This is a genomic window from Limnohabitans sp. (assembly GCF_023910625.1).
GTDB lineage: Bacteria > Pseudomonadota > Gammaproteobacteria > Burkholderiales > Burkholderiaceae_C > Limnohabitans_A.
Map to the genome: position 1 here is coordinate 243,392 of NZ_JAAVVW010000002.1, position 20,062 is coordinate 263,453.

Genomic DNA, 20,062 nt, shown 5'->3' on the forward strand with positions numbered 1-20,062 from the left:
ATGAGCTCCAAGTTCCGTCACATTGCACTCTTTGGCAAATACCACACCACCGCGCATGGCGGGGCGCTGGAGAGTTCACGCCGCGCTTTGGACGACGTGGCCCAGTTCTTGACCCGGCAAGGCTGCGATGTGGTGCTGGACCAAGAAACCGCCTCGCACACGGGCTTGAACCAATACCCTGTGCTGGAGATGGCCGAGATCGGCGCGCAGTGCGATCTGGGCCTGGTGATTGGCGGCGATGGCACCATGCTCGGCATAGGCCGCCAAATGGCCCACCATGGCCTGCCGCTGATGGGCATCAACCAAGGGCGGCTGGGCTTCATCACTGACATTCCCCTGCAAAGCTACCAGACTGTGTTGCTGCCCATGCTGCAGGGCCATTACCAAACCGAAGACCGCAGCTTGCTGCAAGCCCACGTCATGCGCGACCAGCGCAGCGTGTTCAGCGCGCTGGCCATGAACGATGTGGTGGTCAACCGGGGCGGTACCTCGGGCATGGTCGAGTTGCGGATCGAGGTTGACGGGCGGTTTGTGTCCAACCAACGGGCCGACGGCCTGATCATCGCCACGCCCACGGGCTCCACTGCTTATTCACTCTCGGTCGGTGGTCCCTTGATGCACCCGGCCATGGGCGGCTGGGTCATGGCCCCCATTGCACCGCACACCTTGTCGAACCGCCCCATCGTGCTGCCCGAGTCCTGCGAAATCAGCATCGAGATCGTGGCGGGGCGTTATGTCAGCGCCAACTTTGACATGCAATCGCTGGCAGATTTGATTTTGGGTGATCGGATCGTGGTCAATCGTTCAGAGCACAAAGTGCGCTTTTTACACCCGGCAGGCTGGAATTATTTCGACACCTTGCGCAAAAAAATGCACTGGAACGGGGGCGATTGAACCATGGCATTGACGCACATCACCCTGCGCGACTTTGTGATCGTGCACGAACTGGCGCTGGACCTGAGCTCAGGCTTTAGCGTATTGACCGGCGAGACCGGTGCGGGCAAATCCATCCTGATCGACGCCCTGCAACTGGCCTTGGGTGCCCGCGCCGAAGCCAGCGTGGTGCGTGAAGGTGCCAGCCGCTGCGAGGTGTGTGCCGAGTTTGAGCCCACAACCCGCATTCAGGCATGGCTCGAAGAAGCCGGGTTTGAGGCCAGCGCCAATTTACTGCTGCGCCGCACGGTGGACAGCAGCGGCAAAAGCCGCGCCTGGGTCAACGGCAGCCCCGCCACCGCCACGCAACTGCGCGAGCTGGGTGAGCAGTTGCTGGACATCCATGGCCAGCATGCTTGGCAAAGCCTGACACGACCTGACGCGGTGCGAGGCTTGCTCGATGCCTATGCGGGCACCGACACGCGCCCGCTCAAAGCCGCTTGGCAGGCCTGGCGCCAGGCTCAGCAAACGCTGGCCGATGCCCTGCAAGCACAAAGCACTTTGGCCAACGAACGCGAACGCCTGGCCTGGCAAATCGGCGAACTGGAAAAACTGAACCCGCAAGTGGACGAATGGCAAGAGCTGAGCTCCCAGCACAGCCGTTTGGCGAACGCGCAAGCCTTGATCGATGGGGCCAACCAGAGCACGGCCTTGCTCGAAGGCGGTGAGAGCGACAGCGAAAGCGGCGCGTTGCGCCAGCTGTCCCGCACCATCCAAACCCTTCAATCTTTGGGACAGTATGAGGCCGAATTCAACGCCTTGGCCGAGGTGCTGGCGTCTGCGCAGGCCCAAGCCGAAGACGTGGCCCATAGCCTGCACAGCTATTTGCGGAAAACCGACCTGGACCCACAGCACTTGGCCCAACTGGACGAGCGCATGGGTCTGTGGCTGTCGCTGGCCCGGCGCTACAAAAAAATACCGGACGAGCTGCCCTTGAGCTTGCAAACCTGGCGCCAAGAGCTGGCCCAGCTCGATGCCGCCGCCGACCTGGACAGCCTGCAAAAAGCCGAACAAGCTGCCCACAAAGCTTGCCTGCAAGCAGCCAAAGCCGTATCAAATCAACGCCAAAAAGCCGCTAAACCATTGGCCCAAGCCGTCAGCAGCGCGATGCAGCAACTGGGCATGCAAGGCGGCCGCTTTGAGGTGCAGTTGCAAACCCTGGATGCGCCCGCGCAACATGGCCTGGAAGAAGTCAGCTTTTTGGTCGCCGGACACGAAGGCAGCACGCCCCGGCCCGTGGGCAAAGTGGCCTCGGGAGGCGAGCTCTCGCGCATCGCACTGGCCATTGCGGTGACCACCAGCGAGCTGGGCGAAGCCAGGACCTTGATCTTTGACGAGGTGGACTCCGGCGTGGGCGGTGCTGTGGCCGAAACCGTGGGCCGATTGATGAAACAACTCGGCCAACACCGGCAAGTGCTGGCCGTGACCCACCTGCCCCAGGTGGCCGCCTGCGCAGACCACCACCTGCTGGTGAGCAAGGCCGCGGCCAAGGGACAGGTCATCAGCCAGGTGCGTGGCGTCAAGGGCGAAGAGCGCGTGAACGAAATCGCCCGCATGTTGGGCGGCGAAAAGCTGTCCGCCACCACCCTAGCCCACGCCCGCGAAATGCTGGGCGATACCCCGCTGAAACCCCAAGGCCGCAAAGCCGCACAAAGCTGAGCATGGACATCATCCTCATCACCGGCATGTCCGGCTCTGGCAAATCGGTGGCGCTGCACGCCCTGGAAGACGCGGGTTATTACTGCGTGGACAACCTGCCGCCTGAGTTGCTGATTCCATTCGTCAAGCTCGAAGAGCAACACCAAGAGCGGCGTCTGGCGATTGCCATCGATGTGCGCAGCGCCTATTCTTTGCACCTGATGCCTGAGCAAATGGGTTTGCTGAGCAACATGGGCATGACGGTGAAGTCGGTTTTTCTGGACGCGAACTCCGACACGCTGCAGCGCCGATATTCTGAATCGCGGCGCAAACACCCTTTGTCGGGCGGCAACAAACCCCAAAGCGACAAAGCCTTGATTGAAACCATTGGTTTCGAGCGTGAATTGCTGGCCGACTTGCGCGATCGTGCACACATCATCGACACCAGCTTGCTGCGATCGGCACAGCTTCAAACCTACATCAAGACCTTGGTCAGCGCCCCTTCAGCCCAGCTGACCTTGGTGTTTGAATCGTTTGGCTTCAAACGCGGCATTCCCACAGATGCCGACTATGTGTTTGACGTGCGCATGTTGCCCAACCCCCATTACGAGAGCGCGCTACGCCCTTTGACGGGACGGGACGAGCCGGTGCAGGCCTATTTGCGCCAGTCCGAAGCGTTCTTGCAGATGCAAATGCAGATCGAGGGGTTCCTCATGCACTGGGTTCCAGCCATCGAACGCGACCACCGCAGCTACGTGACGGTGGCCATCGGCTGCACTGGGGGGCAGCACCGCTCGGTGTTCATGGTCGAGCAGTTGGCACAAAGCTTTGGCGCACGCTGGCTCACACTCAAACGGCACCGAGAACTCGACGCAGTCTAAGCCCGGCCTGCCCGCTTGATGCGCGACCTTGCAGAGCGAAAAAACTCCAGGCCTTTTACTTGGCCGCCAATAACAGCCGTATCGGCGCAGGCAACCCCATCTCAGGCCACGCACTGGCATCCACCCATTGGCCTTCACAAGCTGGGACCTGCAAAGCTGTGCTCGTCATCCGCACCGGGTGCAGGTGCAGGTCGCGATGCGTCAGCACATGCTTCCAGGGCTCGATGTATTGCGGCTGCGCGCCCTGCACCCATGCGGCCAGCAAGTCCGCTTCTGACTCAAAAACCGGCAAGCTGAACAAACCGGCCCAGATGCCTGTGCTTGGCCGCCTTTGGAGCCAGACCTGACCCTGCGAATTGACGGCCCACAAGAGCCAGAGCGTGACGCTGCGGCGCTTGAGTTTGCGGGTTTTGACGGGAAAGGCCAATGGCTCACCCAGCGCTTGGGCCTGGCACACGGCGCTCACAGGGCAGATCTCGCACTGTGTCTTGCGCGGTAAACACACAGTGGCCCCCAAATCCATCAGCGCTTGGGTGTAGCGGGGCATGTCAGTGTTCCGCGCGGGCAAAAGCTCTTGCGCCAAGGCCCACAAAGCCTTTTCGTTTTTGGTCACAGCCAAATCCTCTGCATAGCCCAGTACGCGGGTCAACACGCGTTTGACGTTGCCGTCCAGAATGGCCACCCGCTCCTGAAAGCAAAAAGCGGCAATTGCAGCAGCCGTCGATCGACCAATGCCGGGCAGGGTTTGCAGATCTTCAGCAAGGCGCGGAAAGGCTCCGCCAAAGCGCCCCATCACCTCTTGAGCGCACTTGTGCAGGTTGCGAGCCCGGCTGTAATAGCCCAAGCCGCTCCACAGCGCCAGCACATCGTCTTGGTGCGCGGCAGCCAAGGCGGCCACATCGGGAAAGCGCCCCAAAAACCGTGGAAAGTAATCGAGCACCGTCTTCACCTGCGTTTGTTGCAGCATGATCTCGGACAACCAGACACGGTAAGGATCTTGCGTGTTTTGCCAGGGCAGGCTCTGGCGCCCATGCTGGCGCTGCCAGTCCACCATGAGATGGGCAAAATCATCGGCCCATGCGATCAAGGTTTCTGGCATACAGGGCAATAAAATGTGGTGCGCTGGCCTTGCAGCATGGGCTTGATCGGGGTGCTGCACGCTCGGCAAGGCTCACCTGCACGTCCGTACACTGCCGCCTCCAGTTGAAAGTAGCCGGTGCGACCTTCGGCGCTCACAAAATCCTTGAGCGAGCTGCCGCCTTGTTGCACGGCGCGGGTCAACACCTGCACGATGGCGGCATGCAACTTGGCTACACGGGGACGGGACAAGCGCGCGGCCTTGGTGGTGGGGCGTATGCCTGCCATGAACAAGGCCTCGGACGCATAAATATTGCCCACTCCCACCACCACATCACCCGCTAACAAAACTTGCTTGATGGCAGACTGGCGCTTTTTCAGAGCATCGGCAAAAGCGCTCACATCGAATTGACCATTCAAAGGCTCCACGCCCAGCCGACCCAGCAGCTTTTGGGCTTGCGGGGAATCTTCTGACGGGGCCCAAACCACTGCACCGAAACGGCGCGGGTCGTGCAGGCGCAGCACGCCCCGATCAGTCACCAAATCCATGTGGTCATGTGGACCGGATTCGGGCTGTGCGGCTGCAAAGTTCAGACTACCCGACATGCCCAAATGAACCAAGAGCAGGCCTTGATCCAGATCAAGCAACAGGTATTTACCCCGGCGCCGCACAGCCAGAATTTGCTGCCCCACAAGACTGTGGGCTGAAACCCCCAATGGCCAACGCAGGGGTTTACCCAGGTTCAGGGCCCGGATAGACGCCAACACAATTCGATCGGCAAAGCTGCGTCGGGTGACTTCAACTTCGGGGAGTTCGGGCATAGGCTTGGGTAGAAAAAGGGTCTTGAACCGCCCAGCTCAAATCGGCGGTTGAGTGGATTATGATGAACTCATGAAATTTTGGCTTCTGGTTGCATTGATGTTGTCTTGCGTTTTAGGCGCAAGCGGCACAATCTGTAGCACGCCCTGCCGGCCCCCCCTCAGATCTGTCTGTACAAAATTCAGCTCTGGACGCTGCTCTTTTTTACCAGCTTCTTTTAGGCGAAATGAACGTCAGAAGCGGTTCGCCTGGCAGCGGCTTTTCGATCATTTTGGAGGCGGCGCGCCAAACACGTGATCCCTTGTTGTTTCAAAGGGCTGTGGATGTTGCGCTGCAATCGCGCTCGGGAGATGCTGCTTTGCAAGCTGCACAAGCCTGGAAAAACGCCTTACCCGAATCCACTGAAGCCAATCGCTATTTGTTGCAAATCTTATTGGCCCTGAACCGCATTGATGAAGCGGGTAAAGCCCTGACGGTGTCGATTCGGGATTTACCAGCCGTCGCGCAAAATGCCGCCATCGGCTCCATCCCTCGGGTTTTTTCACGTGTCCAAGACAAAAAAATGGCCGCAGACACGGTGGAAAGAGCGCTGGAAGCTGCCTTGAAACATGCCCAAACAGCCGCTTCAGCCTGGACCACAGTGGGGCGAATGCGGCGAGACGCAGGCCAAGTGGGCCAAGCTGTCGAAGCAGTCCGCATGGGCGTAGCAGCCGATACCACTGCCCAAGGCCCTCTTTTGCTGGCGCTCAGCTTGGCCAGTGTCGCGCCCACCGATCTTTTGCCATTGCTCCAAAATGCCATGCAGGGCGCGGTTGAGCCAGAGCTTCGTTTGGGTTACGCCCGCTTGCTCATTGGCCAACATGCTTACGCTGAAGCTCTGACGCAATTACACAAACTCAATGCAGATCAGCCGACTTTTGCTGACGGCTGGCTCGTTCATGGACTGCTTTTGCTCGAAACCGGTAAAGGGCAGCTTGCAGAATCAAAGCTGCACAAGCACCTCGAATTGGCCAGTTCATCTGGACGCGTTCCATCTCAAATCTCGGGGCCAGGAGAGTCCTTGATGGCTTTGGCCCAAATTGCCCAACGCAAAGGGCAATTCGCACAAGCACAACAGTGGTTGGCACAAGTGCCCGCTGATGCCGATCCCATCAAGCTGGCCAGCCGTCAAGCGGATCTGCTCTCTCAGCAAGGTCGCCTGGATGAAGCGCGGCTGGTGTTGGAGCAAATCAGAGCGAACACACCGGAACTGGCCATCAAGAAGGCTCTGTTGCAATCTCAATGGTTGCGCGAAAGAAAACAGGCATCCAGTGCTTACGCCTTGGTCCAACAAGCTCTCCAAATTCACCCCCAGAACACAGATTTGATGTCCGAGTTGGCCATGGTCAGTGAAAAGCTCAAACGATTTGACGAGATGGAGACTTTGTTACGTGAGCTGATGAAACTCAAACCCGAAGACCCGCATGCATTCAATGCCCTGGGGTACTCGCTTGCAGATCGGAACATCCGACTGGGCGAAGCGCGCCAATTGATCGTGCAAGCACTCCAATTAGCGCCGCAGGACCCCTACATCCAGGACAGCTTGGGCTGGGTGGCCTACAGGCAAGGTCAATTTGCTGAGGCCTTGCAGATTTTGCAAACCGCCTACAAAGCCAAACCAGATGTTGAAATAGCGGCACATTTGGGAGAAGTGCTGTGGGTCATGGGCCGACGCGATGAAGCAGCAGTCATTTGGCGAGAAGGCTTGCTGCTCAAATCAGACAACGACACATTGACCAAAACCCTCAAACGTTTTCATTTCAAACCTTGATGACAGCCTTGAAACAGACGGTTAATGGGCTGGTAACAACATGACTTTGCAGCGCATGAAACGATGGAGTTTTTGGCTTTGCCTCATGCTGCTGACAGCTTGCGTAAATCCTCCGGCCAAAAACTCCCCGGACATTGACGAATGGTCGGGGCGTTTGGTCATCCAAGTACTCAATGACCCCCCGCAATCATTGAGTGCCGGCTTTGAGTTGCAAGGCTCTGCGGAAACAGGCCAAATGGTCTTGCTCAGCCCTGTTGGCACCTCTTTGGCACGCCTTCAATGGCAACCCGGATTTGCACGCCTGGAGCAAGGCCAGCAGCAAGTACAAAGCACCAGTCTTGAATACCTGGCTTCAATCTTGACAGGGACTGAACTGCCCATTTCAGCTTTGTTTGAATGGTTGGCAGGTCGACCGGCCGACTCCCCAGGGTGGCATATTGACTTATCTTCTCATGCTCAGGGCCGCATCACTGCTGAGCGCATTCGGCCTGCGCCCATCACGCGATTGCGGATTGTGCTGGATCGCTGATCTGGTGCGCACTTCGTGGTCATAATCAGGCCATGAAATCTCTGCATGATGTGCCCGCTCCGGCCAAACTGAATTTGTTTTTACACATCACTGGGCGCCGTCCTGATGGCTACCACCTGCTTCAGTCGGTCTTCATGTTGATCGACTGGTGCGACAAGTTGCACTTTGAAAAACGATCCGGTGGCACGATCAGCCGTGAAGATCTGACCATGGCTTTGCCTGACCAAGACCTGATCATGCGTGCGGCTCAGTTGCTCCAAAAACGCAGCGGCTGCCCCGAGGGCGTGCACATTGTCGTGGACAAAAAAATACCGGCTCAGGCGGGGATGGGTGGTGGCTCCTCCGATGCGGCCGCTTGCCTATTGGCGCTGAATCGACTTTGGAATTTGCAACTGGACCTGCCCACGCTGGAAAGCTTGGGCATTGAACTTGGCGCCGATGTGCCTTTTTTCTTGCGCGGTCGAAATGCGTGGGTGGAAGGTGTGGGCGAGAAAATCATCCCGATTGAGTTGCCACCTGCACAGTTTTGGGTCATCAAACCGCCTGCTGGAATCAATACATCCGAAATTTTTGCGCACTCAGAGATCAAGCGCGATACAAACGCTGCTACAATGCTCGACTTTGCTGCAGACCCCTACAGTTTTGGTCTTAATGACCTTCAATCTGTTGCGCAATCACTTTGCCCAGAAGTAAGCCAAGCACTGGATGTGCTGGAAAAAGCTGGCCTAAGGGCTAAAATGACGGGCTCTGGAAGCGCTGTGTTTGCACCATGTGATGCAAACAAGTCTGATTTCTCGGTTCCCGATGGATTTACGGCAAAGCGCTGCAGCAATTTGGAATTCCACCCTTTGTTGGGATGGGCATCCAGCGATAGTTGATCGGTCGGTCGCTGTTATCAGCGGTCAACCCGTGTAGGGGAATCGCCAAGTTGGTTAAGGCACCGGATTTTGATTCCGGCATTCGAAGGTTCGAATCCTTCTTCCCCTGCCAAATACGTTCATTCGTACAGGCCCTTTTATCTGATCGCTGGAATGCTCATGCAGCCTGCTTCACTGCCCCCTGATTTCATGCTGTTCACCGGCAATGCCAACCCCGTTTTGGCTGCCGAAATCGCCAAACACTTGGGCTCACAGCTCGGCGCGGTTGATGTAGGCCGTTTTTCTGACGGCGAAGTCACCGTCGAACTCAAGCAAAACGTCCGAGCCCGTGAGGTGTTCGTGGTGCAACCGACTTGCGCCCCTACCAACGAAAACCTGATGGAATTGCTCATCATGGTAGACGCGCTCAAACGCGCATCGGCCGGACGCATCAGCGCTGTGATTCCCTACTTCGGCTACGCCCGCCAGGATCGCCGCCCACGCTCCACGCGTGTCCCCATCTCGGCCAAAGTTGTGGCCAACATGCTGCAAGCCGTGGGTGTGGACCGTGTTCTCACCATGGACCTGCACGCGGACCAGATCCAGGGCTTTTTCGACATCCCCGTTGACAACATCTACGCCTCGCCCGTGTTGCTCGGTGATTTGCGCCAGCAAAACTACGATGACCTGATCGTCGTGTCCCCCGACGTGGGTGGCGTGGTGCGCGCGCGAGCATTGGCCAAGCAGTTGAGCTGCGATCTGGCCATCATCGACAAGCGCCGCCCCAAAGCCAACGTGTCTGAAGTCATGCACGTCATTGGCGAGATCGAAGGCCGCAACTGCGTGATCATGGACGACATGATCGACACCGCAGGCACCCTGGTCAAAGCTGCCGAAGTGCTCAAAGAGCGCGGTGCAAAAAAAGTCTACGCCTATTGCACCCACCCGATTTTCTCGGGTCCAGCCATAGACCGCATAGCCAAAGGCGAAGCGCTCGATGAAGTCGTCGTCACCAACACCATCCCGCTGACGACCGAAGCCGCAGCGTGTTCCAAGATTCGCCAACTCTCCGTAGCTCCCCTGATCGCTGAAACGATTCATCGGATTGCGCACGGCGAGTCGGTGATGAGCCTGTTCTCCGATCAAGCCTGATCAGGGAAAAGGCCAACCGTGGCCAGCCGGGTCCATATGGACTGGCTGGTTTTTTTGAGTCAGGGTCGCACTGGTCGCGGTGTACCCTAGAAGGAGAAAACCATGAAATTCGTCGCTTTTGAGCGCGCCAAGCAGGGAACGGGTGCGAGCCGCCGTCTCCGCAATTCCGGTCGCACACCGGGTATCGTTTACGGTGCCGCATCGGCTCCTCAACTCATTGAGCTGGACCACAACGCCTTGTGGCACGCCCTTAAGAAAGAGGTTTTCCATTCCTCAATTCTGGACATGGAATTGAATGGTCAGTCCAGCAAGGTCTTGCTGCGTGACTACCAGATGCACCCCTATAAGCAATTGGTACAACACATCGACTTCCAGCGGGTCGATGCAAATACCACCTTGCACATGAAAGTGCCATTGCACTACACCGGCCAAGATGAGTCTGAAGCCGTCAAGACCGACAAGTGCACCATCAACCATGTGATGACAGACATTGAAGTGGCTTGCCTGCCTGCCAATCTGCCCGAATTCATTGTGGTGGATTTGAAAGGTCTGACCATGGGCAAATCGCTTCACCTGGATGACATCACCCTGCCCTCTGGTTGCAAGGCCATCACGCGTGGCCAGAAAAACCCAGTCCTTGTGAGCGTGATCGCTCCTGTTGAAGAAGCGGTTGCAGCCCCCGTGGTCGCTGCACCCGCCGACGCCAAAGGCAAAGGCAAGAAGTAATCTTCTCGCCTGGGCTGTTCAACCCGGCACACCAAGGCCCGCTCTGCGGGCCTTTTTGCTTTGGCGCACCGCATGTCAGGCTGCTAGGCCACGCGCCCAAGGATAATCACGCAACATGATCAAACTGCTAGTCGGCCTGGGCAACCCGGGCAATGAATACGAAGACACCCGCCACAACGCCGGTTTTTGGTGGATCGATGCCATCGCCCGCGAACTCAAGGTGTCTCTGGTGCCCGAGCGCAGCTACCACGGGCTGGTCGCCCGCACCACGGTCGGCGGCCAGACCGTTTGGTTGTTGGAACCGCAGACCTACATGAACCTGTCGGGAAAGTCGGTGAGCGCCCTGGCCAGGTTCTTCAAAATCCAGCCGCAAGAGATTTTGGTGGCACACGACGAACTCGACATCGTGCCGGGCGAGGCCAAGCTCAAGCTGGGCGGCAGCCACGCTGGCCACAATGGCCTGCGCGACATCCATGCCCAACTCGGCACATCCGACTATTGGCGGCTGCGCATTGGCGTGGGCCACCCGGGTGACAAGGCCGAAGTGGTGAGTTGGGTCTTGAAGAAGCCGATGCTGGAGCACCGCAAAGCCATCGACGACAGCATCCACCGCGCGGTGTTGGCCTTGCCGCTTTTGTTGGCGGGGGAGATGGAAAAAGCGATGGTGAAAATCCACACCAGCAAGCCCCCCAGGCCCAAACCACCCAGACCGCCGAAAGCAGAGCCCGCTCCAACGACCGAACCCGGTCAGCAGAGCTGAACCCAGTGCCTTACTGACCTTGCAGGCGACGGTATTTGGCCCAGAGCGACTCTTGGTTTTCTGCGTGCTGCGGGTTAACTGGAATGCAGGCCACGGGGCAGACCTGGACACACTGCGGCTCGTCAAAATGGCCCACGCATTCTGTGCATTTGGACGGATCGATCTCGTAAATTTCTTCGCCCAGGTAAATCGCTTGGTTCGGGCACTCGGGCTCACACACATCACAGTTGATGCATTCGTCGGTGATCATCAGTGCCATGGCTGGGGCTCCGCAAAGGTCTGCATCGAGGTCATTACCGGATTATCGGCCACAGGTCTGAGCCCGAGAAACTGCAGGGCTGTTACAGGCCCCTGGGCCTCTCATCCCCAATGACCCCACAAGCTGCACCGTTCCAGCGGCATGCGCCTAAAATGGAACGCATGATGAACGCCGACCTGCACTGCCACTCCGTCATCTCTGACGGCACCCTCACCCCCGAAGCCTTGGCCGAACGCGCCAAAACCAACGGCGTGGAACTGTGGGCGCTGACCGACCACGACGAAGTGGCTGGCCAAGAACGCGCACTGGCCGCCGCGCGCGCGCAAGGCCTGCCCTACCTCACAGGCACCGAAATTTCGGTCACCTTTGCCCACCAGACGGTGCACATTGTGGGCCTGGGTTTCGACGCGCACAACAGCGCCTTGGTCGAAGGCCTGCGCCGCACCCGAGGCGGCCGCAGTGAACGCGCCCAGGAAATGTCAGATGGCCTGGCCAAAGTCGGCATCCTCAACTGCTACGAGGGCGCGTTGCGCTATGTTGGCAACCCGGAATTGATTTCACGCACCCACTTTGCGAGGCACTTGGTCGACACAGGCGTGTGCAGCGACACCTCGGAAGTGTTTCGCAAATACCTGACTGAGGGCAAACCCGGCTACGTGCCGCACCGTTGGGCACGCCTGCAAGAAGCCGTGCAATGGATCACCGATGCCGGCGGCATGGCCATCATCGCCCACCCGGCGCGCTACGGCTTTAGCCCCAACGAGGAGTACGCGCTGTTCAGTGAATTCAAAGCGCACGGTGGGCGCGGCGTCGAGGTCGTTACCGGCAGCCACTCGTCTCCCGACGCAGTACGCTACGCAGAAACCGCGCTCGAATTCGACTTGGCAGCCTCTCGTGGCAGTGACTTTCACAGCCCTACCGAGAGCCGCATTGACTTGGGCACACTGCCCTTCTTGCCTGGCCAACTGACCCCTGTTTGGGAACTGCTGACCGACCGCGTTCAGTGAGTTCGTTCAAGGACACTGCGCTGCACGGCATCGGTTTTGCCGTTCTGGCCACTGCGTGCTTTGCCACGCTGGACACCACCACCCGGCACGTCAGCGCGGGCCTGTCGGTGCTGGTGGCGCTGTGGTTCCGCTACGCCATTCAGGCCGTCATCACCACGGTCGTCGTCTGGCCAGGCCGTGGCCGCCAAATTTTGCGCACCCAACACCCGCGCTTTCAACTGGCGCGCGGCATGCTGCTGTTTGCCTGCAGCATCCTGGCCTTTTTGAGCCTCAAGTACATGCCTGTGGGCGAATTCACCGCCATCACACTGCTGGCCCCCTTGGTCATCACCTTGCTCGCGGCCTGGATGCTGAAGGAAAAAATTCGCCCACTGCGCTGGCTGCTGGTGCTGGGTGGCTTCATCGGCACCCTGATCATCATCCGTCCCGGCAGCCAGCACTTTGACTGGACCGTCGTCCTGCCCTTGATGCTGGTGGGCACCAACGCCGCATTTCAGCTGCTGACCAGCCAAATGTCCAAAACCGAAGACCCCATCACCACCCACTTTTACACCGGCTGGATTGGCACGGCCTTGGCCACCCTCATCCAGCCTTTTGTCTGGGAAATGCCCAGCGACTGGACCGTATGGCTCCAATTGCTCTTGATGGGCGTGCTCGCCTCGATCGGACACTTTCTGTTGATCCTGGCCTACGGCCGCGCCCCGGCAGCCACCCTCACGCCTTATATGTACAGCCAAATTGGCTTTGCCGTTCTGGGCGGCTGGGTGGTTTTTAACCACTTGCCTGACCAATGGACTTTTGCAGGCATGGGCCTGGTCGCGCTGTGCGGGGCTTTGGGGGCTTGGCTCACGCTGCGAGAGAACCGCGTCGCCATCCCTCCCGCACAATCATGAGTTCTCGCTTTGGCATTGCGGGGTTTTGGCCTCTTCTGTATCGCATACTGCTCAATACCGACCCTTGACTGTCGAAACCCATGGCCCAGTTTTTCAGCGTTCACCCCGACAACCCGCAAGCGCGTTTGCTCAAGCAAGCCGTGAAATTGCTCAACCAAGGCAGCGTGCTGGCCGTGCCCACTGACTCCAGCTACGCCCTGGTCTGCCACCTGGACGATAAAACCGCTGCCGACCATTTGCGCCGCATTCGCGCTGTGGACGAGAAACACCACCTGACGCTGCTGTGCCGCGACCTGAGCGAGTTGGCCAACTACGCGCGGGTGGACAACCGGCAATTTCGGGCCATCAAACAAGCCACACCCGGGCCTTTCACCTTCATTCTGGAAGCCACCAAGGAAGTGCCACGCCGTTTGAGCCACCCGCAACGCAAAACCATCGGCCTGAGGGTGCCCGAGCACAAAGTGCTGCAGGAACTGCTGGCCCTGCACGGCGCGCCGCTGTTGGCCGCCACACTGATCATGCCCGGTGAAGCGCTGCCGCTGAACGACCCGGAAGAAATACGCGAACGGCTGGAACACCAAGTGGGCGCGGTCATCGATGCAGGGGCCTGCTCTTTGCAGCCCACCACCGTGATCGACATGAGCGGCGACGAACCCGAAGTGCTGAGGCTCGGTCAAGGTGACCCGGCCCTGCTGGGCCTTTGACTTGGCGCTACAGGCAGAGCACACACGGAGCTTGCCTTGCGCCGCCAAAGGTCTGAACAGCGATCACTGACCCCAAAAACAAAAACCCTGCAGCAACGCAGAGGCCACAGCAGGGTCAAGCCAGAACGGACTGCGAGAATTACTTCAAATCGCCTGCCAAGCTGGCCAGTGTGTCCGGGGAAACATCGATGTGGGAGGGGTAGTGTGTGTGGTCACAGCCCATCTTGACGCCAGCACCGGCCTTGACCGCAGCCGACATGGCAGGCTTCAGTTCGAAGCGCACAAAGTGCACGGCCGAGGTTTTTTCATCGGTCTCGCGGTCCAGGTCTTCGTCGGCAATGGCGTAGACGCGCCCATGGCCTTCCACCTCGACAAACATGCGGTCTTCCACACCAATCAGCTTGGCCAGCTCGCGCTTGCGTTCGTTGATGTCGGTGTACTCGATCATCATGGTGGCTTTCCAGTTGCTGCCGTCCGGCACCAGCGGGGCATAGGCCTCGATCTCTTGCAGGATGCCTTCTTCCTCGAAGACTTTTTCGATGCGCAGCATTTCCTGAATCTGGTAGCGGATGGTGGTTTCGCTCTCAAATTGCATGTTGATGTGCTCGCCCAGCCGCACGCTGCGCAGCTTGCGATGGGCAATGACTTCGGGCTTGTGGACCTTGCGCCACTTGGTGTAGGCCTCCAAAGACATCAGGGTCTCGGGCGTGATTTTTCCGGTCAATTGCATGGCAGTGTTCCTTATTTGAGACCGTAGGCTTTGCGCACCAAGGTCAAGGGGTGGTTCAGTTCGGGAGCGCCCAGACCATTGACCTCAAAGCCTTGGGCAATGTGGTGGCCGCCCAGCGGGCAATCGGAGCTGATGAAGTCGGGCTTGGAGCCGTCTTTCATGGTGGCCATGGCTTTGAACACCGGTTTGCCGATCTTCATCGCCATGTCGTGTGAGCCTTTTTTGACACCGTAGGTACCGGCATGGCCCGAGCAGCGCTCGATGGTGTTGATCTGGGTGTCCGGGATCATCTTGAGCATTTCCTCGGTTTTCTTGCCGATGTTTTGCACCCGTCCGTGGCATGGAATCTGGTAACTCACATTGCCCAGTTTTTGTGGGAACTCGGTCTTGAGCAAGCCATCGCGCTTGCGGGCCATGAAGTACTCAAACGGGTCCCACATCGCGTCTTTGACCAACTGGGTATCGGCGCAATCGGGGAACATCAGCGGAATCTCTTGCTTGAACATGAGCGCACAGCTGGGCACCGCCGCCATGATGGCGTAGCCGTCTTTGGCGTACTTGGCCAGCACCGGGATGTTGGCTTCTTTGGACTGCTTGACCGAGTCCAGGTCGCCCAACTCGAGCTTGGGCATGCCGCAGCACTTTTCTTTCTCGACCAGCACATACGGGATGGCGTTGTGGTCCAAAATCTTCAGCAGGTCATGCCCAATGCCTGGCTCGTTGTAGTTGATGTAGCAAGTGGAATAGATCGCCACTTTGCCGGGTGTTTTCTCGCCTTCCACCACTTTGACCGACTGGGCAGCAGGTGCACTGGAGCGGAATTTTTTAATGGCCAAGGAAGGCAGCCAGGCGTTTTTGTCCACGCCTGCCACGCTTTCCATGACGCTGCGCGCCGCTTCGGTTTTGTTGATGGCGTTGATGGCTTGAACCACAATCGGGATGCCCGCAAAAGAGCCGTGGGTGTCGGTCGAGGCCAGAAACTTTTCGGCTGCACCCACTTCGCCTTTTTTGAACTTGATGGCCTTGGCCCGCAGCATGGTGTGCGGGAAGTCCAGGTTCCACTCGTGCGGCGGGGTGTAGGGGCATTTGGTCATGTAGCACAGGTCGCACATGAAGCACTGGTCCACCACTTTCCAATAATCCTTCTTGTCCACGCCATCGACTTCCATGGTGCTGCTCTCGTCCACCAGGTCAAACAAGGTGGGGAAAGAGCCACACAAGCTCACGCAGCGGCGGCAACCGTGGCAGATGTCAAAAATGCGCTCAAGTTCGTCGAAGCACTTTTCTTCGTTGTAGAAGTCCGGGGTCTGCCAAGCCAGCGCGTGACGGGTGGGGGCTTCGAGGTTGCCTTCTTTGGCCATGAAATGCTCCATTGGGAATTATTTGTGGGGTTTTTCTGAAGACTCTGCAGCCAGAGCCCTGAGAAAAACCCGCTGCACCTTTCAGCGCAGCGGGCTGAAGAAACGGGGGGAATCAATCCACCAGTTCGTTCAAAGCTTTCTGGTAGCGGTTGGCGTGTGAACGCTCAGCCTTGGCCAGAGTCTCGAACCAGTCAGCGACTTCGTCGAAACCTTCTTCACGGGCGGTCTTGGCCATGCCAGGGTACATGTCGGTGTACTCGTGGGTTTCGCCAGCCACAGCCGAAGCCAGGTTGTCGCGTGTCGAGCCGATGGGCATGCCGGTAGCCGGGTCGCCGGATTGCTCCAGGAACTCCAGGTGACCGTGGGCGTGACCAGTTTCACCTTCAGCGGTGGAACGGAACAGGGCTGCCACGTCGTTCTGACCTTCAACGTCAGCTTTGTTCGCGAAGTACAAATAGCGACGGTTGGCCTGGGATTCGCCAGCGAAGGCGTCTTTCAGGCATTGTTCCGTGCGCGAGCCTTTGAGTGCTGCCATGGATATCTCCTAGTGGGGTTAAACGTGAGGTTGCCCTGGCAAAATCGCCAGAGACGGCTTAGGTTAACTCTGCACCACCCAGTCTGCCCAATAGATTGATGCAATGGCATTGATTGGCCAATGCTATTAAATGACTCGTTTGATAAATATCTACTAATCAGGCATGCCCTGTGTTTTTGCAAGAGAGCCCACGGGTGACAATCCCGAAAACAGGGTTTGACAGACACAGATAAGGCTTGAATGGCTGGGTAAAATCAGCGCTCTGGGCCAAACAAGGCCCCATGCGGCAACAGCTGAGCTGCCGTTTCTTTTTGAAAAGTCCGCCATGAGCAACGCCCCCGCCGTCCCCCTCGAACAACCTGGCTTAGACAGCCTGTCCAAATCGTTCGAACCCGCCGCACTGGAAAGCCCATTGGGGCCCCGAATGGGAAAAACGCGGCTATGGCGTGGCCGGTTTTCGGGGCACGGCTGCACCAGCTGCCGACGCGCCCGCCTTCTCCATCCAGCTGCCGCCGCCCAACGTGACCGGCACCCTGCACATGGGCCACGCCTTCAACCAGACCATCATGGACTCGTTGACCCGCTACCACCGCATGTCAGGGTTCAACACCGCCTGGATTCCCGGCACCGACCACGCGGGCATCGCCACACAAATCGTGGTGGAGCGCCAACTGCAAGCCCAAGGCATCAGCCGCCACGACATGGGCCCCACGCCTGCCGAAGCCCGCAAGAACTTTGTGAGAAAGGTCTGGGAATGGAAAGAAGAATCGGGCAGCACCATCACCCGCCAAATGCGCCGCATGGGTGACAGCGTGGACTGGAGCCGCGAGTACTTCACGATGGACCCCAAGCTGTCCCAAACCGTGACCGAAACCTTTGTGCAACTGTACGAGCAAGGCCTGATCTACCGTGGCAAACGACTGGTCAACTGGGACCCGGTGTTGCAAAGCGCGGTGTCTGATCTGGAAGTGGAGAGCGCCGAAGAAGACGGCTCGATGTGGCACATCCGTTATGACTTGGCCGATGGTTCAGGCAGCCTGACCGTGGCCACCACCCGCCCCGAAACCCTGCTGGGCGACATGGCCGTGATGGTGCACCCCGAAGACGAGCGCTACAAACACCTCATCGGCCAGCAGGTCAACCTGCCGTTGTGCGGACGCTCCATCCCCGTGATCGCCGACGATTATGTGGACAAAGACTTTGGCACCGGGGTGGTCAAGGTCACGCCTGCGCACGACACCAACGACTACCAAGTCGGCCAGCGCCACAAACTGGACCTGATTTGCGTGCTGAACCTGGACGCGACCATCAACGCCAACGCCCCAGAAAAATACCGTGGCCTTGATCGCTTCGTGGCCCGCAAGGCCGTGGTGGCTGATCTGGAAGCCGCAGGCGCTTTGGTCGAAGTCAAGAAACACAAACTCATGGTGCCGCGCTGCGCCCGCACCGGCCAGGTGATTGAGCCCATGCTGACCGACCAATGGTTCGTGGCCATGAACCAAGTCGGCCAAGGCGACGTCACCGGCAAGACCATTGCGCAAAAAGCCATCGACGCGGTGCAGTCCGGCCAAGTGAGCTTTGTGCCCGAGAACTGGGTCAACACCTACAACCAGTGGATGAACAACATCCAGGACTGGTGCATCTCGCGCCAGCTGTGGTGGGGCCACCAGATTCCGGCTTGGTACGACGAAGACGGCAAGGTGTATGTGGCCCGCAACGAAGCCGAGGCGCAAGCACAAGCGGACAAGCTCTCGCCCGGCAAAACACTCAAGCGCGACGAAGACGTGCTGGACACTTGGTACTCCAGCGCATTGGTGCCCTTCAGCACCATGGGCTGGCCCAACAACGAGACGAGCACCAAGAACGCAGCTGGCGAGCATGCTGGGCTCGGACGCAGCGACTTTGCGAGCGCAGCGAGTATGAGCAAGTCCGAGCCCGGCACGCTCGCCAGCGGAACCACCGCCACCGCCAACGCCGATAACAACCCAAGCGACTACGACCTCTACCTCCCCAGCAGCGTGCTGGTCACCGGTTACGACATCATCTTCTTCTGGGTCGCCCGGATGATCATGATGACCACGCACTTCACCGGCAAAGTGCCGTTCAAGCACGTCTACATCCACGGTCTGGTGCTCGATGCGCAAGGCAAGAAGATGAGCAAATCCGAGGGCAACGTGCTTGACCCGGTGGACCTGATCGACGGCATCACATTGGAGCCCTTGCTCGACAAACGCACCCAGGGCCTGCGCAAACCCGAAACCGCCCCCAAGGTGCGCAAGCAGACCGAAAAAGAATTTCCCGAAGGCATACCGGCCTACGGCGCAGACGCCCTGCGCTTGACCTTTGCCGCGCTCGCGTCTTTGGGCCGCAGCATCAACTTTGACTCCAAGCGCTGCGAGGGTTACCGTAACTTCTGCAACAAGCTGTGGAACGCCACCCGCTTCGTGCTGATGAACTGCGAAGGCCAAGACTGCGGCTTGAAAAAGCACACCAAAGCCGAATGCCAACCCGGTGGCCCGGCGCACGGCTACTTAGACTTCAGCCAAGCCGATCGCTGGATCAGCTCGCAACTGCAGCGCGTCGAAGCCGACGTGGCCAAAGGCTTTGCCGAATACCGCCTGGACAACGTGGCCAACACGATTTACGACTTTGTGTGGAACGAGTTTTGCGATTGGTACCTCGAAATCGCCAAGGTACAAATCAACACCGGCAACGACCCTCAACAAAGGGCCACGCGCCGCACCCTGATCCGCACACTCGAAACCATCATGCGTTTGGCGCACCCGATCATCCCCTTCATCACCGAAGAGCTTTGGCAAAAAGTGTCGGTGGTCGCGGGGCTTCCGGGTGAGTCGGTCAGCATCGCGGCTTACCCCGTAAGCCAACCCGATCGCATCGACACAGCCGCCGAAGCCCATGTGGCCAAGCTCAAGACGCTGGTGGACACCTGCCGCAACTTGCGCGGTGAGATGAACGTCTCGCCCGCCACCCGCATGCCCCTGTATGTGCTGGGCGACACCGCCTTCATGAACAGCGTGGCGCCGGTGTTGCAATCGCTGGCCAAGCTGAGCGAAGTCAAAGTCTTTGAAGCCGAAGCCGAGTGGGTGGCCGCAGCACAAGCCGCGCCCGTGGCCGTGGTGGGCGAAGCGCGTTTGTGCCTGTTCATCGAAGTCGATGCCGCCGCAGAAAAAATCCGCCTGACCAAGGAGGCCGCTCGCATGGAAGGCGAAATCACCAAGGCCAACGCCAAGCTCGGCAACGAGGCCTTCGTGGCCAAAGCCCCCCCGGCTGTGATCGACGAAGCCAAGAAACGCGTGGCCGACTTCGGTGACACGCTCGACAAAATCCGCCAGCAACTGCAACGCCTGGGCTGAAGCCCCAATTGGACAA

At 58.8% G+C, this 20,062-nt stretch carries 19 protein-coding genes and 1 tRNA gene; 14 read left to right on the plus strand and 6 right to left on the minus strand.

All coding sequences use genetic code 11. The features are described 5' to 3' along the window. Genes HEQ17_RS01280 through rapZ form a run of 3 tightly spaced genes read left to right on the plus strand, consistent with a single transcriptional unit; the run spans window position 1 to window position 3,452 of the window. Window positions 1-894, plus strand: a complete 894-nt coding sequence (locus HEQ17_RS01280; RefSeq protein ID WP_296290896.1) for an NAD kinase — start codon at window positions 1-3, stop codon at window positions 892-894. Window positions 895-897: 3 nt separating this feature from the next. Continuing rightward, on the plus strand, window positions 898-2,592 hold the full coding sequence (gene recN / locus HEQ17_RS01285; protein ID WP_296290897.1) for a DNA repair protein RecN: 1,695 nt from the start codon (window positions 898-900) through the stop codon (window positions 2,590-2,592). After that, on the plus strand, window positions 2,589-3,452 hold the full coding sequence (gene rapZ / locus HEQ17_RS01290) for an RNase adapter RapZ (RefSeq protein ID WP_296291192.1): 864 nt from the start codon (window positions 2,589-2,591) through the stop codon (window positions 3,450-3,452). The genes recN and rapZ overlap by 4 nt, the downstream gene beginning before the upstream one ends. Window positions 3,453-3,507: 55 nt before the next feature. Here rapZ and mutY read toward each other — a convergent pair whose 3' ends face one another. Together mutY and mutM are read right to left on the minus strand one after the other, a co-directional pair. After that, window positions 3,508-4,551, minus strand: coding sequence for an A/G-specific adenine glycosylase (gene mutY / locus HEQ17_RS01295; protein WP_296290898.1), 1,044 nt, complete (start codon window positions 4,549-4,551; stop codon window positions 3,508-3,510). Beyond that, window positions 4,536-5,351, minus strand: a complete 816-nt coding sequence (gene mutM / locus HEQ17_RS01300) for a bifunctional DNA-formamidopyrimidine glycosylase/DNA-(apurinic or apyrimidinic site) lyase (RefSeq protein ID WP_296290899.1) — start codon at window positions 5,349-5,351, stop codon at window positions 4,536-4,538. Before mutM ends, mutY begins: the two co-directional genes overlap by 16 nt. Before the next feature lie 224 nt (window positions 5,352-5,575). Between mutM and HEQ17_RS01305 the strand changes: the two genes are divergently transcribed. From HEQ17_RS01305 to pth, 7 genes are all read left to right on the plus strand, one after another. Continuing rightward, window positions 5,576-7,159: a tetratricopeptide repeat protein gene (locus HEQ17_RS01305; protein ID WP_296290900.1), complete on the plus strand. Its 1,584-nt coding sequence runs from the start codon at window positions 5,576-5,578 to the stop codon at window positions 7,157-7,159. An 85-nt stretch (window positions 7,160-7,244) separates the two neighbouring features. Further along, window positions 7,245-7,688: an outer membrane lipoprotein LolB gene (locus HEQ17_RS01310; protein WP_296290901.1), complete on the plus strand. Its 444-nt coding sequence runs from the start codon at window positions 7,245-7,247 to the stop codon at window positions 7,686-7,688. A gap of 32 nt (window positions 7,689-7,720) precedes the next feature. Beyond that, window positions 7,721-8,566, plus strand: coding sequence for a 4-(cytidine 5'-diphospho)-2-C-methyl-D-erythritol kinase (gene ispE, locus HEQ17_RS01315; protein ID WP_296290902.1), 846 nt, complete (start codon window positions 7,721-7,723; stop codon window positions 8,564-8,566). 35 nt (window positions 8,567-8,601) lie between these two features. Beyond that, a tRNA-Gln gene (locus HEQ17_RS01320) sits at window positions 8,602-8,678 on the plus strand. A gap of 47 nt (window positions 8,679-8,725) precedes the next feature. After that, window positions 8,726-9,697, plus strand: coding sequence for a ribose-phosphate pyrophosphokinase (locus HEQ17_RS01325; protein WP_296290903.1), 972 nt, complete (start codon window positions 8,726-8,728; stop codon window positions 9,695-9,697). A 102-nt stretch (window positions 9,698-9,799) separates the two neighbouring features. After that, complete coding sequence (locus HEQ17_RS01330) at window positions 9,800-10,423, plus strand: 50S ribosomal protein L25/general stress protein Ctc (RefSeq protein ID WP_296290904.1); 624 nt, start codon at window positions 9,800-9,802, stop codon at window positions 10,421-10,423. Between the two features lie 115 nt (window positions 10,424-10,538). Next, window positions 10,539-11,183 (plus strand): aminoacyl-tRNA hydrolase, encoded by a 645-nt coding sequence (pth, locus tag HEQ17_RS01335; RefSeq protein ID WP_296290905.1) that lies wholly within the window; start codon window positions 10,539-10,541, stop codon window positions 11,181-11,183. 10 nt (window positions 11,184-11,193) lie between these two features. On the opposite strand, the gene HEQ17_RS01340 is transcribed toward pth, so the two are convergent. Continuing rightward, a complete protein-coding gene (locus HEQ17_RS01340; protein ID WP_296290906.1) occupies window positions 11,194-11,442 on the minus strand; it encodes a YfhL family 4Fe-4S dicluster ferredoxin in 249 nt (82 codons plus the stop codon). A 152-nt stretch (window positions 11,443-11,594) separates the two neighbouring features. On the opposite strand from HEQ17_RS01340, the gene HEQ17_RS01345 reads away from it, so the two are divergent. From HEQ17_RS01345 to HEQ17_RS01355, 3 genes are all read left to right on the plus strand, one after another. Then, window positions 11,595-12,449 carry a 3',5'-nucleoside bisphosphate phosphatase gene (locus HEQ17_RS01345; protein WP_296290907.1) on the plus strand — a complete coding sequence of 285 codons (855 nt, stop codon included), beginning with the start codon at window positions 11,595-11,597 and terminating at the stop codon, window positions 12,447-12,449. Then, window positions 12,446-13,342: a DMT family transporter gene (locus HEQ17_RS01350; RefSeq protein WP_296290908.1), complete on the plus strand. Its 897-nt coding sequence runs from the start codon at window positions 12,446-12,448 to the stop codon at window positions 13,340-13,342. The genes HEQ17_RS01345 and HEQ17_RS01350 overlap by 4 nt, the downstream gene beginning before the upstream one ends. An 80-nt stretch (window positions 13,343-13,422) precedes the next feature. Continuing rightward, window positions 13,423-14,046, plus strand: a complete 624-nt coding sequence (locus HEQ17_RS01355; protein WP_296290909.1) for an L-threonylcarbamoyladenylate synthase — start codon at window positions 13,423-13,425, stop codon at window positions 14,044-14,046. A gap of 139 nt (window positions 14,047-14,185) precedes the next feature. On the opposite strand, the gene HEQ17_RS01360 is transcribed toward HEQ17_RS01355, so the two are convergent. The 3 genes from HEQ17_RS01360 to HEQ17_RS01370 form a co-directional block, all read right to left on the minus strand. Further along, the gene (locus tag HEQ17_RS01360; RefSeq protein WP_296290910.1) at window positions 14,186-14,776 is read right to left on the minus strand and encodes a DUF3501 family protein; all 591 of its coding nucleotides are present in this window, start codon (window positions 14,774-14,776) and stop codon (window positions 14,186-14,188) included. An 11-nt stretch (window positions 14,777-14,787) separates the two neighbouring features. Further along, on the minus strand, window positions 14,788-16,137 hold the full coding sequence (locus HEQ17_RS01365) for a heterodisulfide reductase-related iron-sulfur binding cluster (protein WP_296290911.1): 1,350 nt from the start codon (window positions 16,135-16,137) through the stop codon (window positions 14,788-14,790). A 112-nt stretch (window positions 16,138-16,249) separates the two neighbouring features. Then, the gene (locus HEQ17_RS01370; protein ID WP_089953128.1) at window positions 16,250-16,672 is read right to left on the minus strand and encodes a rubrerythrin family protein; all 423 of its coding nucleotides are present in this window, start codon (window positions 16,670-16,672) and stop codon (window positions 16,250-16,252) included. 446 nt (window positions 16,673-17,118) lie between these two features. Here HEQ17_RS01370 and HEQ17_RS01375 point away from each other — a divergent pair, with 446 nt between their 5' ends. Next, window positions 17,119-20,046, plus strand: a complete 2,928-nt coding sequence (locus HEQ17_RS01375; protein ID WP_296290912.1) for a valine--tRNA ligase — start codon at window positions 17,119-17,121, stop codon at window positions 20,044-20,046. Window positions 20,047-20,062: the final 16 nt, after the last annotated feature.

Coding starts and splice junctions, on each gene's coding strand:
- HEQ17_RS01280 (WP_296290896.1), top strand. CDS start 1: ATGAGCTCCAAGTTCCGTCACATTGCACTCTTTGGCAAATACCACACC.
- recN (WP_296290897.1), top strand. CDS start 898: ATGGCATTGACGCACATCACCCTGCGCGACTTTGTGATCGTGCACGAA.
- mutY (WP_296290898.1), bottom strand. CDS start 4,551: ATGCCAGAAACCTTGATCGCATGGGCCGATGATTTTGCCCATCTCATG.
- mutM (WP_296290899.1), bottom strand. CDS start 5,351: ATGCCCGAACTCCCCGAAGTTGAAGTCACCCGACGCAGCTTTGCCGAT.
- HEQ17_RS01305 (WP_296290900.1), top strand. CDS start 5,576: ATGAACGTCAGAAGCGGTTCGCCTGGCAGCGGCTTTTCGATCATTTTG.
- HEQ17_RS01310 (WP_296290901.1), top strand. CDS start 7,245: ATGCTGCTGACAGCTTGCGTAAATCCTCCGGCCAAAAACTCCCCGGAC.
- ispE (WP_296290902.1), top strand. CDS start 7,721: ATGAAATCTCTGCATGATGTGCCCGCTCCGGCCAAACTGAATTTGTTT.
- HEQ17_RS01325 (WP_296290903.1), top strand. CDS start 8,726: ATGCAGCCTGCTTCACTGCCCCCTGATTTCATGCTGTTCACCGGCAAT.
- HEQ17_RS01330 (WP_296290904.1), top strand. CDS start 9,800: ATGAAATTCGTCGCTTTTGAGCGCGCCAAGCAGGGAACGGGTGCGAGC.
- pth (WP_296290905.1), top strand. CDS start 10,539: ATGATCAAACTGCTAGTCGGCCTGGGCAACCCGGGCAATGAATACGAA.
- HEQ17_RS01340 (WP_296290906.1), bottom strand. CDS start 11,442: ATGGCACTGATGATCACCGACGAATGCATCAACTGTGATGTGTGTGAG.
- HEQ17_RS01345 (WP_296290907.1), top strand. CDS start 11,595: ATGGAACGCATGATGAACGCCGACCTGCACTGCCACTCCGTCATCTCT.
- HEQ17_RS01355 (WP_296290909.1), top strand. CDS start 13,423: ATGGCCCAGTTTTTCAGCGTTCACCCCGACAACCCGCAAGCGCGTTTG.
- HEQ17_RS01360 (WP_296290910.1), bottom strand. CDS start 14,776: ATGCAATTGACCGGAAAAATCACGCCCGAGACCCTGATGTCTTTGGAG.
- HEQ17_RS01365 (WP_296290911.1), bottom strand. CDS start 16,137: ATGGCCAAAGAAGGCAACCTCGAAGCCCCCACCCGTCACGCGCTGGCT.
- HEQ17_RS01370 (WP_089953128.1), bottom strand. CDS start 16,672: ATGGCAGCACTCAAAGGCTCGCGCACGGAACAATGCCTGAAAGACGCC.